This window comes from Weissella koreensis KACC 15510, from assembly GCF_000219805.1.
GTDB lineage: Bacteria > Bacillota > Bacilli > Lactobacillales > Lactobacillaceae > Weissella > Weissella koreensis.
Genome location: NC_015759.1, coordinates 710,292 through 723,706, shown reverse-complemented (window position 1 = coordinate 723,706; position 13,415 = coordinate 710,292). Strand labels below are relative to the sequence as shown.

General features: G+C 34.7%; 14 protein-coding genes. 7 read left to right on the top strand and 7 right to left on the bottom strand.

Annotated elements, in window-relative coordinates; genetic code table 11:
* Window positions 1–12 precede the first annotated feature (12 nt).
* Complete coding sequence (locus WKK_RS03515) at window positions 13–711, top strand: ribonuclease H family protein (protein ID WP_013989476.1); 699 nt, start codon at window positions 13–15, stop codon at window positions 709–711.
* A gap of 73 nt (window positions 712–784) precedes the next feature.
* Here WKK_RS03515 and WKK_RS03510 read toward each other — a convergent pair whose 3' ends face one another.
* Window positions 785–1,453: a DUF6198 family protein gene (locus tag WKK_RS03510; RefSeq protein WP_013989475.1), complete on the bottom strand. Its 669-nt coding sequence runs from the start codon at window positions 1,451–1,453 to the stop codon at window positions 785–787.
* 94 nt (window positions 1,454–1,547) lie between these two features.
* Between WKK_RS03510 and WKK_RS03505 the strand changes: the two genes are divergently transcribed.
* A complete protein-coding gene (locus WKK_RS03505; protein ID WP_013989474.1) occupies window positions 1,548–2,195 on the top strand; it encodes a DedA family protein in 648 nt (215 codons plus the stop codon).
* A 100-nt stretch (window positions 2,196–2,295) separates the two neighbouring features.
* Here WKK_RS03505 and WKK_RS03500 read toward each other — a convergent pair whose 3' ends face one another.
* Together WKK_RS03500 and WKK_RS03495 are read right to left on the bottom strand one after the other, a co-directional pair.
* Window positions 2,296–3,297, bottom strand: a complete 1,002-nt coding sequence (locus WKK_RS03500; RefSeq protein ID WP_013989473.1) for an aldo/keto reductase — start codon at window positions 3,295–3,297, stop codon at window positions 2,296–2,298.
* 24 nt (window positions 3,298–3,321) lie between these two features.
* The gene (locus tag WKK_RS03495; RefSeq protein ID WP_013989472.1) at window positions 3,322–4,170 is read right to left on the bottom strand and encodes an NAD(P)H-binding protein; all 849 of its coding nucleotides are present in this window, start codon (window positions 4,168–4,170) and stop codon (window positions 3,322–3,324) included.
* Window positions 4,171–4,926: 756 nt separating this feature from the next.
* Here WKK_RS03495 and WKK_RS03490 point away from each other — a divergent pair.
* The 5 genes from WKK_RS03490 to WKK_RS03470 all read left to right on the top strand — a co-directional run bounded on the left by WKK_RS03490 (window position 4,927) and on the right by WKK_RS03470 (window position 9,636).
* Entirely contained in the window at window positions 4,927–5,703 is a 777-nt protein-coding gene (locus tag WKK_RS03490) for a threonine/serine exporter family protein (RefSeq protein WP_006846138.1), read from the top strand.
* Window positions 5,704–5,707: 4 nt separating this feature from the next.
* Window positions 5,708–6,151, top strand: a complete 444-nt coding sequence (locus WKK_RS03485) for a threonine/serine exporter family protein (protein WP_013989471.1) — start codon at window positions 5,708–5,710, stop codon at window positions 6,149–6,151.
* A gap of 105 nt (window positions 6,152–6,256) precedes the next feature.
* Entirely contained in the window at window positions 6,257–7,462 is a 1,206-nt protein-coding gene (locus tag WKK_RS03480; RefSeq protein WP_013989470.1) for an ArgE/DapE family deacylase, read from the top strand.
* A 173-nt stretch (window positions 7,463–7,635) separates the two neighbouring features.
* A complete protein-coding gene (locus WKK_RS03475; RefSeq protein WP_006846135.1) occupies window positions 7,636–8,103 on the top strand; it encodes a MarR family winged helix-turn-helix transcriptional regulator in 468 nt (155 codons plus the stop codon).
* Window positions 8,104–8,232: 129 nt separating this feature from the next.
* Window positions 8,233–9,636 (top strand): DHA2 family efflux MFS transporter permease subunit, encoded by a 1,404-nt coding sequence (locus WKK_RS03470; RefSeq protein ID WP_013989469.1) that lies wholly within the window; start codon window positions 8,233–8,235, stop codon window positions 9,634–9,636.
* Between the two features lie 398 nt (window positions 9,637–10,034).
* Here the strand turns inward: WKK_RS03470 and WKK_RS07205 are convergent, their stop codons facing one another.
* The 4 genes from WKK_RS07205 to WKK_RS03455 all read right to left on the bottom strand — a co-directional run bounded on the left by WKK_RS07205 (window position 10,035) and on the right by WKK_RS03455 (window position 13,171).
* Complete coding sequence (locus WKK_RS07205) at window positions 10,035–10,199, bottom strand: hypothetical protein (protein WP_013989468.1); 165 nt, start codon at window positions 10,197–10,199, stop codon at window positions 10,035–10,037.
* Window positions 10,200–10,277: 78 nt separating this feature from the next.
* A complete protein-coding gene (locus WKK_RS03465; protein WP_013989467.1) occupies window positions 10,278–10,712 on the bottom strand; it encodes an Rrf2 family transcriptional regulator in 435 nt (144 codons plus the stop codon).
* Window positions 10,713–10,714: 2 nt separating this feature from the next.
* Window positions 10,715–11,581 carry an SDR family oxidoreductase gene (locus WKK_RS03460; RefSeq protein ID WP_013989466.1) on the bottom strand — a complete coding sequence of 289 codons (867 nt, stop codon included), beginning with the start codon at window positions 11,579–11,581 and terminating at the stop codon, window positions 10,715–10,717.
* Between the two features lie 309 nt (window positions 11,582–11,890).
* Window positions 11,891–13,171, bottom strand: a complete 1,281-nt coding sequence (locus WKK_RS03455) for a chloride channel protein (RefSeq protein ID WP_006846129.1) — start codon at window positions 13,169–13,171, stop codon at window positions 11,891–11,893.
* Between the last annotated feature and the right edge of the window lie 244 nt (window positions 13,172–13,415).

Sequence of the window (13,415 nt, the reverse complement as noted above, 5' to 3'; positions counted from 1 at the left end):
GGAGCTTTAAAATTGAAAACGTATGCGATTATCGGTAATCAATATGAGGGGCTTTATACAAAGCCTTGGAGTATTGTACAGAAGTACACACAAACCAAACCAGCACCTCGTTATAAAGGCTTTACAACAGCTACTGAGGCTAAAACTTGGTTTGAGGAACAAAAAGCAGGACAAGATTTAAGTTCAAGACAATATACGATTGCCTATGATGGCCAGTTTGAAACAAATCCAGAAAAATATTATTTATTTACAGATGGTGGTAGTCGCAATACTGGTAATGTTTCCGGTGGACACGTCAAGGCGACAGATAAAGCCGCATGGGCTTTGGCTATTTATCAAGGAAACGATTTAAAAAATCCTTTGTTTAAGGATGCGGAAGCCTTTTTTGGTCGTACCAATAATGAAATGGAAATACTAGCATTGATTCATGGTTTACAACAAGCCCAAAAAACAGCTATACCGGTCGTAATTGTGAGTGATTCAAAATATGTTTTGGATACTGCCACTAATTGGATGTACAACTGGAAGGTAGCCGGTTGGAAGAAAAGTAGCGGCCAAATTGCGAATTTAGAGTTGTGGCAACAGGTGGATCAATTAATTCAACCGATCGCCCAACGTTTGGAATTTATTTGGGTTAAGGGTCATGCAACTAGTGCTGGGAATGTATTAGTAGATCAATTGCTAAATGACGCAATGGATCAATTACAGTAAATTAAATTAATAAAATAAAGCCGAGTTAGATTGAAAACTAACTCGGCTTTATTATGCTGATTTGTTTGTAATTTTAAAAATTTTTCCTAAAAGTTAGGTGTTTAATCATATGGGTGTCAGCCCAACCGATGACAATTCCCTGTCCAAAAAATGAAATTAATGTTCCTAAATTCACCGATTTAATAGTCCCAGATATGTACCAAATTAAGAGAGACATCAGAATTGGAAGGGTGAAATTGATTACTTGTGCCAAAAACACATTCCCGTTTAGATACTTAAAACGAGTATAAAGAACTAAGTCATCAAGGGGATGAGTAATAACATTTACCCGCATGGTGATTGAAACTCCTGTCCCAACCATGACAATAGAGATTAAGTCGATAATAATTCTGAGCCAGAGGGGGGCGTCAATGACTGGCGCAAAAATTTGACTAGAAAAGTTAACTAGATAGCTAAAACAACTTACAAAAATTAAATTGCCTAAAAGGTGAGGCCAAGATATTTGTTTAGTTAAAGCAATTAAAGTTAGTGCTGCTAGTATTCCAAAAGTAAACAAAAAATATCCTTTGGGGATAGCAGTGAAGGATTGTAAGTTAGTGGCAGCAGCGGTCCAAGCGGCTGATCCCATATTAGTAGCCACTGCTAACCCATTGCCCAAGCCATTAAAAAATAAACCTAACAATAAAAAAATAATTGTTTCAGACCCTTTCAAAGGCCTAGTCTCATTATTTGTAATATACATAGTTATTAATACACCTCGGAAAACATATTTAATTTAATTTTAACCTATTAGCATTATAATAAAAGGAAATTGCCAGAATTGAGGTGCATTTCTGATGACAAATAACTTACTCGACTGGTTTAATCAGATGATGGCGGTCCGAGGTACATTCACTTGGATTGAATTTTCAATTCTTTTTATTCTAATATTAGTAGAGACTGGGGCAATTTTTGCCGGATTTATCCCAGGAGACACAATTTTAATTACAGCTGGAAGCATCGCCGGAATTCATCATAATATTGGTGAATTATTGATGTTAATCACTGTCTTTGCGATTGCATCATGGATAGGTGATGCAATTAACTACTATTTTGGAGCATGGCTAGCACGCCAAGTTAGTCGAATTGGTTATATTGAACGACATATAAATGGACCAATTTTTCAAAATTTAACATATCATTTTAATCACCGACGCTGGTTTCTATTTGTCTTTGCTGGTCGATTTGTTCCATTCGTACGAACGCTAGTCCCTTTGACTGTGCATCGTTTGGGATTGGATTTTAAATCATATATTGGTTTGGCGGCAGGCTCTAGTCTAGCTTGGGCCTTAGTTATTACATCTATTGGCTATTTCTTTGGGCACCTGACGTTACCACATGGTATGAACTGGATGATATTAGGAATCGTGTTATTAGGTTTTGGTATTATGTTTAGTAATAAAACCTTTCGAAGTAAATTTATTAATTTATTCGTTAAAATATAAAAAAATGTTAGAACTTATCAAAAAACATACCTTATCCGATGAAGATTAATACTTCACTAGATAAAATACGTTTTAGGTAAGTTTTTTAATTTGATAACCATTATTTAATAATAGGAGCTAAAATACGATCAATTTCTGCTAATTCTACTGGTGTTAAATCAGCAATAGCTAAAACGCCGATATTATCAATAATTTGGTCGGGTTTACTTGAACCGATTAAGACACTTGTGACTTCTGGTTTTTGAAGTAGCCACTTTAGTGACATTTCAGCTAAAGTAATTCCATGTTCAACTGCCATTGTATTTAATTTTTGAATGGCAGCTAATTTGTCTGATGTTAACATTTTAGCGTTCAAAAAGCGTGGATCATGACCAATTCGACTATCAGCAGGAATTCCATCGAGATAACGATTAGTTAATTGACCTTGAGCAAGTGGGCTAAAGGTAATCAGACCTTTTTGAAGATCATCAACGCTGCTTAATAGCCCGTTTTTTTCTACTGTGCGATCCAATAGATTATATCGATTCTGATTGATAATGAATGGAACTTTTAAATCATCTAAAAGTTCAGTTGCCCGTTGCAACGTTGGACCATCATAGTTGGAAAGACCGACATATAAGGCTTTTCCACTTTTTACTGCTTGAGCCAAAGCTAACATTGTTTCTTCCAATGGTGTTTCAGGATCCATGCGATGATGATAAAAGATATCAACATAATCCAATTGCAGACGATTTAAACTTTGATCAAGGCTGCTGAGTAACGATTTACGGCTACCCCAATTTCCATAAGGCCCATCCCACATTTCATAACCAGCTTTAGTTGAAATAATTAATTGATCCCGATAGTCTTTAAGGTCTTGGTGTAAAATTTTACCAAAATTAATTTCAGCAGCGCCTGGAGTAGGACCATAATTATTGGCTAGATCAAAATGAGTAATCCCATGATCAAATGCAGTAAAAATTAATTGTTGCATATTATTAAATTTATTATTTTCACCAAAATTATGCCATAATCCAAATGAAAGTGCAGGCAACATGAGGCCACTATGCCCAGTCCGACGGTATTCCATTTCTTGATAGCGATTAGGATCTGCTTGATACATGGTAATTATCTCCTTAATTTATAACTAATTTAATAGTTGATTTAAGGCATCCTTTATATTGGTTAGCGGGTGTCCTAATAATTCGGTAAGATCTGATGAAGTTTGAGCTAAAGCGCCTTCAGAGATAAGGGTTTGATTAAAAATAATCCCGTTAATCTGGTCTTCATTATAATGAGCAGCAATTAGCTCAAAACTAAGTTGTTTAAGGGAAGCTTCTTTTACATTAATATTAGCATCCATATTATTGATGAGGTCTGTGTAAGTACGTGCAGAACCTGATAATTCATAAATAGATTTGGGATCTGCCAATGTTAAGACTTCAGCAGCAGCTTGCGCATATTCTTTCTCTAGGGCCCATCCAACGAGTTGATTATTAGTTGCATCAACGAATGTTTTTTGATCAGCAGCAGTTTTAAGAGTCATAAGTTCATTTTCTAAGTACCAGTTATTGCGTAAAAATGAAGTTTTAATTCCAGAATCAAGCAGCGCCTTTTCTGTTTTTTGATGGTCCATAGCTAAGGGAGTATTAGCAGTGTCAGCATGTGGAAAACTAGTATAAGCGATGAACTTAACGCCGGCCTTTTTAGCTGCGTTCACCACGTTGAGGTGTTGGGTACTGCGACTAACAGCTTGTCCCGGTTGTGATGAAATAAATAGTAGTTTATCTACCCCAACTAATGATTCTTGCAAGGTAGTATGTTCATTGAAATCCCCTTTTTTAACGATAACGTTTTCGGGAACCATAGCTTTAGCTTTTGAAACATTACGTGCTAGCCCAATAATTTTATCCTCAGGGTTAATAAGTTGGTTGAGTTGTTTAATTGCAACCTGACCAAAGCGGCCGGTTACACTAGTAATTGCATAAGTTGTCATAAGATTTGATCCTTTCCTTATTTAAAGATAGTAATATAATCTATCAGTTCATCATAACCAGCTTTGAAAGCGGTGTCAATGGGGTGAAACGTTTTTTTGAACAGAAAGATTGAAAATAATATATTCAATTATTTCGATATAAATAAAACTTTGAGCTGGCAAAATTGATTATTGGGATTGATTAATGAATTTGTGCTAAATACTAGTATTGTGTACTCAATTTATTGGAATGGTATTGAAGATATAGAGACTTTTTTCATTGGGTTAATTTTTAGTTAGAAAATGAAATCTACAACTAACGTCATTTTAGGTTATTAATTAAATAATATGTTCCATATGAAAAAAAGACTATTAATAATGCAGAAAATTAAATATAAAAATCATAACTAGTAAATTACGAAACAATGGCATATTATAAGTGTAAAATAAACGGTACTAATGAGTGGTAAAAGTGTGTCTTATGATTATGAATAAAAATCATATGGTTGATCATTCTTCCAAGAACTGAAAAAGGAGGGTATAAAGCGAATCTTTAAGCTATTATGTAATCTTAATTGAAAGGGATAATTAAGGCTGTAAGAGACTAAATATAAAAAATGTTTTGATCTGGGTAGCCTTGGCTAGCCATTTTTTTAAATAAAAATAAGGTGGTTTCTGAATATATTGGAGACTAAAGTTATTTTTATAAAGTGACTGTTATCAAATTATTAGTAAAGCATTCAAATTAATGAAATAAACCGATGTGGGGATGAAGGTATGGATAATAAACAAAGTGAACAAAGTATTCGGGAAAGAATGGAAGTAATGGCCGATGCGGCATCTTTATTATTACTAGGTGGGGCAGAATCATTTCGGATCGAAGAAACAATTGAATATATTGGAACTGCTCTAGAATTGCCAGTGACATGTATCGTAACTTTAACGTCAGTTTCTATTTCAGCTAATCAAATCATAGCAACAAAGGTTGTTAAAACGCGATTATCAGGTTTTAATCTTCAAACTGTGGATGAGGTCAATAACTTTTCACGAAAGCTTACTAGCCATGATATGGATTTTGATGAATTTAAAAATGAAATTCAAAAAATCAAGAAAGAAGTAATTTCATTTAAAGGATGGCAAAAAGTACTCGCTGCCGGAATGGTTTCTTTAACCCCATTATTAGTGAATGAGGCGAATCCCAATGCTTATTTGGCAATGTTTTTAGTTGGAGCATTTTCTTATTTTTGTTTTAATCAAATTAACAAACTCAGCTTAAATACATATTTTAGTGAATTTGTTGGGGGTATGATGATTGGATTATTAGCAGGAGTCATGGCTAGTGTTTTCCCAAAATTAGGAATGCATAATATTATTTTTGGAGCAATTATGCCTCTAGTCCCAGGATTAGCGATCACGAATGCTTTACGGGAAATCGTAGATGGCCAAATCATTTCGGGGATTGTTAGATCGATTGATGCCATCTTTGCATTAGTTGCTTTATCACTTGGGGCAGCGGCAGGTAATTTCATGATCAAGCTAGTGTTTGGAGGATAAAATAATGGATTATATTTCAATTGGGTTAGCTTTTTTATCAAGTTATTTTTATGGTGTAATTGCTAATGTTCCAAAACGGGCTCTTTTATCATCTGGATTCACGGGAGCCATTTCGTGGGCAACATATCTTTTTGTAGTTCAAAGCATTGATAATGTTTTTCTAGCGAATATCGTTGCAGCTTTTTTGATTGGGGTAGTTGGATTAGTTTTTGCTAAAAGAAAGAAGGTTCCTTCACTAATGATTTACGTGGGTACCTTAATTCCATTGGTCCCAGGGGGAATGGCATTTGAAACGGTGACCAGTTTTACCAAGGGAAATATTAATGCTGGAGTGGCAGGAGTCTTTAATACATTGGTGATTGCGATTGGCTTAGTTTGTGGTTTTTCAATTGCTTCATTGGGATTGAATCTGCGAAAAAAAGAAATTTTTAAAGGACATAGAAAGTAAATTTTTGATAGCTATTATTTAAAAAAATGAAGTGTTAGAATGGACGTGTAGAACTGTTAATGGATTTTGGCGTTAAGTGAAATTTAGAAAGAAGGCATACTGAATATGGCACTTTTAAATGAATCAGCACGAATTGATATTTTGAAAAAATTGGTGGAAATCCCATCAGTTAACGAACATGAATTGGATGTAGCAAATTATTTATCAGAAATTTTGGCGCAATATGATATTGAAGCTAAGATTATCAAGATTGGTGAAAGTCGAGCTAACTTAGTAGCTGAAATTGGGACTGGCGCACCAGTAATGGCTGTAACTGGACATATGGATGTAGTTGATCCTGGTAATTTAGATGATTGGAATAGCGATCCCTTTACCTTGACACAAAAAGATGGAAAATTATATGGCCGTGGTTCTTCAGATATGAAGAGCGGTTTGGCAGCCTTGGTCATTGCTATGATTGAAATGAAAGCACAAAATAAGCCAGCTCGTGGGACACTACGTTTATTAGCAACGCTAGGAGAAGAAGTTGGTGAAGAAGGATCACAACTATTTTTTGAAAAAGGATATATGCAAGATGTTGATGCTCTCCTAGTGGCAGAGCCATCTGGATATCAAATTGCGTACGCCCAAAAAGGATCAATTGATATTAAATTGACTTCGAAGGGAACGGCTTCACATAGTTCAATGCCAAACTTTGGTTATAATGCTCTTGATCCAGTGATTAGTATTTTGGCGGCCGTTAATGAAGAATTTAGAGCCGCTGAAATTCCCGTTAATACAGTCTTAGGGAATGTAACAGTAAATACTGATATTTTAGCGGGTGGGGTCCAAGTTAATTCATTACCTGAATCTGCCGAAGCTCAGATCAATATTCGAACGATTCCAGAATTTAATGGAAAAGATGTATTGAATAAATTTGACGCAATCGTTAAAAAAGAACTACAAAAAAGTAATCAAAATTATGATGTAAATATGGCTAAAATGTTGCCGATTGAATTAAAGCAGGCAGATATCAGCTATGAAGTAATGATGGATGAACCTGCTGTGATTTCAACCAAGGAAAATGATTTGATCCATTTGGCACAAACGATTGGTGAAAAGTATGCCGGTGAGAAGATTCCAGTCTTAGCATCCCCAGGAATCACAGATGCTTCGAATTTGATGCGCGATCAGGATGATAATGTTCCGTTTATTGTCTTTGGACCAGGAAATACGACCTCGCATACCGCTAATGAATACGTTGATCAAAAAATGTATTTGGATTTCATTGAATTATATATCCAATTATTTGATCAATATTTAGCTGAATAAAGTTAAAACAGTAGTTTTATTTAGTAGTTTGATTTAATTGATATTAAAAATAAGAAGCCTGATAGCATTTAAATGGTATTAGGCTTTTTTGACGTTTAATTTGTGTAATTTAAAATAATGAAATTTGGTTTATTGGGAAACAATTTTGTATAATGATTTTAGAGGACATTACAATGGAAAATCGAGAAGATGTATTTATGTCGGCCTATATTGAAGTAGTGAATAATTTCATGCGCTTAAATCGGGCGGTGGTGACTAATCAGTTCACGGGTTATACCCATGTAGAAGTTGAAACTGTTGATTTGGTGGGCCATTTGGATGAACCGAATGTAACTAAAATAGCTGATGAAACTGGTATGACACGTGGTGGAGTAACTAAATTAATGAATAAATTAGTTAATAAAGATTTGGTAGTTTCTTTTCAACGCCCCAATAATAAAAAAGAACGTTATTTTAAATTAACTGAGGCTGGTAAAAATTTATTTGCAAGACATGCAGATTTACATACTGATATTGTGAGGCGTGATCAGCAAATTTTTGATCTGCTTAAAGAAGAAGAATTGAATGAAATGCTTGATTTTGCGGGAAAATTAAATCAGCATTTTGAACAAGAAATGCACAAATTAAATACCTCAAACTAACGCAGAATAAGACCTGCGTTTTTTATTTACTAACAATTTTGTTGACAAAGAAACAAAAAGGTTTAATATGTATTTTGTTGACTAGGAAACATTAAAAAACAAATATATTTAAAAATTGAGGTAAGAATTATGTTCAAACAAACACAAAAATTTCCAAAGGAGCTAGTTACGATAGCATGGGTGCTCGTACTTGGAACAATGGCACCGATGCTAGATTCTACAATGGTTAATATTGCCATCAATCAACTAGGTCAAGAGTTCCAAGCTTCACTAGGGTTAGTTCAGTGGGTTATGATAAGTTTCATTTTAGCGATGGGGGCTGCCGTTCCGTTCTCAAGTTGGTTGGTGGATCGCTTTTCGGGAAGAACGATTTATTTATGGTCTGAAATTGGATTCGGATTAGCGTCACTATTAGCTGGATTATCAGCCAATATATATATGTTAATTAGCATGCGAATAATTCAAGGTTTATTTTCGGGCCTATTAATTACAGTTATGTTTACGTTATTAGTTGAATTATTTGGAGGCGCTAAAATGGGACAAGTTATGTCCATTATTGGAGTGCCTATGACTCTAGGACCGATGCTAGGACCGATATTTGGTGGGCTCATTGTCCAGACTAGTTCATGGCGATGGATGTTCTTTGTAAATGTGCCTATTGTGATGATTGCGATTATCGGTTTAATTAGGATGGTACCTAAAAGTAGCCCACAGCGTCGGCTAGATCATTTTGACTTTTTAGGAATAACTTTATTAGTGGTGATTGCAGTAAGCCTAATTTTAGGAATTACCAAAGCTAGTATGACAGGAACTTTTCTTCAAATAGCAACTTTACGCCTAGTTGGAATAGGGTTACTAGCCAGCATAATTTATGTTTTTTACGCCTTGAAGACAAAATATACCGTGGTTTTACCACTGCATTTATTTAAATATCATAATTTTTCAGGGGCGATGCTTGGTGATTTATTAGCTGGATTTATTACTACTGGTCCGATGCTATTATTCCCTCTTTATTTTCAAGATGTTCGAGGTGATAGTTTGATCATTGCTGCCATAGCTTTGATTCCGCAAAGTTTAGGAATGTTGATGGCGCGGGGAATGATTGGCCGTATGATTGATCAAATCGGTGCACGAATCGTTATTATCTTGGGAGTTATTATTACCGTAATTGGAACGCTACCCTTGGTTTATTTGGGTCAAACAACAGCTAGTTGGTTATTAATGTTAATCATGTTTATTCGCGGAATTGGTGGTGCTGGAGTTAAGTCTGCCTTGCAAGCCGACGTTTATGTAGGGATTGATAAAATTGATGTGGGAGCAGCATCGATTGGTGCTAAATTATTTGAACAAGTAGGTTCGGCTTTTGGAGCAGCAGTACTAGCAACCGTAGTGACGGGGTATACCGTGATACATCCGGTCAATCAGCCAAATCAATTAATTGGCGCGTATCAATATGGATTTTTATATGCTACAATTTTTTCATTATTGATTTTAATACCTGCTTTCATGATGACTAATCGGGTGAAAAAATGAATACAAGCACTTTTGGAAAATAATATATAAAAAATGGCCCTATTCGTCGATTGAATTCAACGAATAGGGTTTTAATTTATAAAATTATATGCGCAAATACCGGTCTAATAGACTGGTTATTTACTACTATTAATTTCTGGATCTTGTTCATTTTTACAATCCAAATGGCTTAACATAATGCGTGTTCCAATATTTTGAATTCCGTTCAAATTTAAATTATCACGAATACCATCATTTAATTTATCAAGGATATTAGATAACTCAAACCATTCTTTGGGATCTAAATAGTCAAGATACTATCGAATATAGAAGAGACTTTTTTCAGCTTTACGTCGCCTTTTTCTGTTAATTTTACTAACTGAACCCGACCATTATTTTGAAATTTTATAAATAAAAGTTTAAAAAGAATCAAATACTCGATTAATATTTCTAATAAATATTTGTTGAGCATCAGATGGTTGAATACCAGTGCTCATTAGGGCGATATATCCAATAATAATGTTAAAAAATAAGGCAGCGTTTAATTTGTTTTGTTCTTCATTGTTGGAAATTTCTTCAAACATTAATATAAAAAAGCACATTATCTCTAGTTTGAGGAAATGTACTTTTTAGTATTATGTCTGAAATATGTTAGCAGTAAATTAACGATTTTTATTTTTTTCAAGGGTTAGAATTTGATCAATGATCTCTTGTAATGAGTGTTCTGACATACTTGCTTCAGCATCTTTTTGAATTTTACTATAAACATCATTCAAAGTTTCCTGAATATTGCCACCAACGATACATAGCGGATTGGTCTTGTCATCAATGTGTAAGAAATTATGATTGTCTTCTATTGCTAGATAAACATCAAGCAAACTAATGTCTTGAGGGGCTTTGGCTAAAGATACTTCTACTTTACCAGGTTGACTGTTGAGTAAACCGGCCCGCACTAAATTCGACATCATCCGTCTAACCATACTTTGATTTGTTTCAACACTTGAAGCAATAGCTTTACTTGATAGATCTCCATCAGCATAAATATAAACGTAAGCTAAAATATGTACGGCGTCACTTAATTTATGGGAATATTTCATTTTTATTTACGCTCCACATAATTGCGGGATAAGAAGTTCAGCATGTTCTTAGGAGCGTGTCCTGTGATGGTTTTAAAGTCATTGGTGACTTGATCAAATAATCCTAGAGCACCAGCGGCATACATACTAGCTAACTCTTCGCCATCCCCATCTGGAGCATAGATTTCACCAAATTCTTTCGTAGTAACTGGCTCATAGCCAATTGTATGATCAGTGATAGTAGTCATAATTTTTCCGAGTTCTGGCATAGTTAAACTATTATCTTGAGTCACAGTATAGATTTGTCCATGATCTCGTAAATTAGGTTGCATAGCCAACTTAGCGATTGATTCAGCACTGTCATCTTGGGTGATAAAACTCATCGCTTGATCGCCGACCGGATAGATTAAGTGTTTTCGTTCAATTAGTTCGGGTAAGTAAGGCACCAATGGATCAGCATATAGTGAATTTCTAATAACAGCATATGCTAAACCACTACCAGCCAGTTTTCTTGGAGCATAGCCGTAGTAGGGAGACATCGTAAAGGGATTATTTTCTTGATCAGCGTAGAAACTAACAAAGACAACATTGTGTACATTGGCTAATTTTAAGGCTTTTATCGAATTTTCAAACTCCGTAATTCTCTGTAACATACTATAAGTTTTACTAGGAATATAAATCACTACATCTTGTTTCTTGAAGGCTTGAACCATACTATCAACGTTCAAATAATCGATTGATACCAAATTTACACCTAGTTCTTTAATCAAATTAGCCTTACTTGGTGTATGAACTGCAGCGGTAATGGATTCAGATCCTACTAATTTAATTAAATTATGGACTACTCGAGTACCTAAATTTCCTGTTGCGCCGGTAATTAAATATTTCATTTTTATTTATCCTTTATCAATTTTTTTATAAATATTATTTCTGATATCTACATGAACATTGTGATGCGATATGTTGATTTGATAATTTGAGAACATGTTACTTTATAAATAACTTGTTTCTTTTACTATAAGTGTTTTTTGATTTAGTGCAAACTTTTTAAATATCTTTAAATAAATTTATCTGTATTTAAGCATAGTTAGAATGTTTTTTAAAACATAATAAAAACCCCATCAGTTTTAGCCAACTAATGGGGTTAAGTTCACAATAATTAAATCAAATAATTAATAATAGCTATTATATATATCTTTCTATAAACGACCTTTAAAGAATAATTGTGAAATGATGGCTGCGATCGCCACACCAAGACCAAGAGGTAAAAATGCCGAATAATCAAGATGGCTAACTTCGAAAATCATAAATAAAGCCATTAAAGGAGCTTGTTGTGAGGCAGCCAAGAGAATAGCGGCACCTAATAATGCTGCTTGACTCAATGAAAGTGGGAAGCCTAATAAATTAAAGCCTAGTCCAATTAAAACACCTAAGGCTGATCCAATCGCAATTGATGGGGTTAACGTTCCACCGGATGCGCCAGCACGAATCGTTAAAACTGTTACGGTAGCTTTAGCGATTGCGCCCAAAATAAGAATCCCGATAAAAAAATGGTGATTATAATTCATTGACAGTTGAGCTAAGGCCCGACCATTTCCCATGATTTGTGGGAATATCATTGCTATTAATCCAGTTAAAACAGCTAATAATGGTAATTGCCATAAAATTTGTTTATTCTTGGCTTGAAATTTTTCAGCCCATTTAAAGGCTTTACGAAATAAAACGCCGACTAGTCCAATAATGGGACTCGCGATTAAAACAAAAGGTAGCATCATTAAGCTGAAATGAGTATCGTGAATTAAATAGTAAGGCTTAAAGCCCTTAACCAAAGAACCTATTAACATTGAAATCACACTCATACTTAAACTGATGGTTACCGTTTTTGGTGTTATTTTTTTTAATAGAATTTCAACACAGAAAAACATCCCCGTGATGGGGGCGATGTAGATTCCGGCGAAACCGGCCCCGGCAGCAGCAGCAATTAATAACTGTTGATCTTCGGGAGTTATTTTTGATAATCCTATTTTATTAATCATGTTTGACCATCGTTGCGCTAGCATGGCTCCGGCTTCTCTTGGAGCTAACTCACGGCCCACCGAACCACCAGTTCCGACAAACATAATCTGGGTTAGAACATCAATGATGGTTTCAATCCATGGCATCTGTTTTCCTTTTAAGGCCTGATTGATACTGATGATGGGTTTAAATTTAGTGCGTAGAATATACCAAATGATGGTGGCTAACATCCCCCCAATAATCACTGAAATGAGTCGATGACTACCGGCAATCATGGTTGCGCTAGGCGCGAGTGCTGATTCTTTGAAGCTTAAGAAAAATTGTTCAACTTTATCTAAAAATAAACTCAAAATCAATGAACTAAAACCAACTATGATGCCTAAAGCAATCGTTGAAATAATTAAAATTCCAGTTTGTTGGTGAATCTCCTTTGGGTTTTGTGACTCTTTTAATACGTGTTCCATTTATTATTCCCCACTATTTTGGTTATGTATAGTAACTTTGTCTCTGTGAACTAAACTTTCAAAAATTTGATAGGTATATCGCCATAATCCAGTAGTTACTGATAGATGCTTTGCTTTTTTAAATTTTACACTAAATAAGCTTCAGCCAAAATAAAATTATTACGCCTGCATATATTTTAAATGAACTTTTTTCTAGTTGCGGTAGTGATAAATCGCATCTGTAATATTTATTTTATTAAATAGT

What these genes read in the sequence shown, in the direction of transcription:
- WKK_RS03510 (WP_013989475.1), bottom strand. Translation starts at nt 1,453, where the DNA reads ATGTATATTACAAATAATGAGACTAGGCCTTTGAAAGGGTCTGAAACA.
- WKK_RS03505 (WP_013989474.1), top strand. Translation starts at nt 1,548, where the DNA reads ATGACAAATAACTTACTCGACTGGTTTAATCAGATGATGGCGGTCCGA.
- WKK_RS03500 (WP_013989473.1), bottom strand. Translation starts at nt 3,297, where the DNA reads ATGTATCAAGCAGATCCTAATCGCTATCAAGAAATGGAATACCGTCGG.
- WKK_RS03495 (WP_013989472.1), bottom strand. Translation starts at nt 4,170, where the DNA reads ATGACAACTTATGCAATTACTAGTGTAACCGGCCGCTTTGGTCAGGTT.
- WKK_RS03490 (WP_006846138.1), top strand. Translation starts at nt 4,927, where the DNA reads ATGGATAATAAACAAAGTGAACAAAGTATTCGGGAAAGAATGGAAGTA.
- WKK_RS03485 (WP_013989471.1), top strand. Translation starts at nt 5,708, where the DNA reads ATGGATTATATTTCAATTGGGTTAGCTTTTTTATCAAGTTATTTTTAT.
- WKK_RS03480 (WP_013989470.1), top strand. Translation starts at nt 6,257, where the DNA reads ATGGCACTTTTAAATGAATCAGCACGAATTGATATTTTGAAAAAATTG.
- WKK_RS03475 (WP_006846135.1), top strand. Translation starts at nt 7,636, where the DNA reads ATGGAAAATCGAGAAGATGTATTTATGTCGGCCTATATTGAAGTAGTG.
- WKK_RS03470 (WP_013989469.1), top strand. Translation starts at nt 8,233, where the DNA reads ATGTTCAAACAAACACAAAAATTTCCAAAGGAGCTAGTTACGATAGCA.
- WKK_RS07205 (WP_013989468.1), bottom strand. Translation starts at nt 10,199, where the DNA reads ATGTTTGAAGAAATTTCCAACAATGAAGAACAAAACAAATTAAACGCT.
- WKK_RS03465 (WP_013989467.1), bottom strand. Translation starts at nt 10,712, where the DNA reads ATGAAATATTCCCATAAATTAAGTGACGCCGTACATATTTTAGCTTAC.
- WKK_RS03460 (WP_013989466.1), bottom strand. Translation starts at nt 11,581, where the DNA reads ATGAAATATTTAATTACCGGCGCAACAGGAAATTTAGGTACTCGAGTA.
- WKK_RS03455 (WP_006846129.1), bottom strand. Translation starts at nt 13,171, where the DNA reads ATGGAACACGTATTAAAAGAGTCACAAAACCCAAAGGAGATTCACCAA.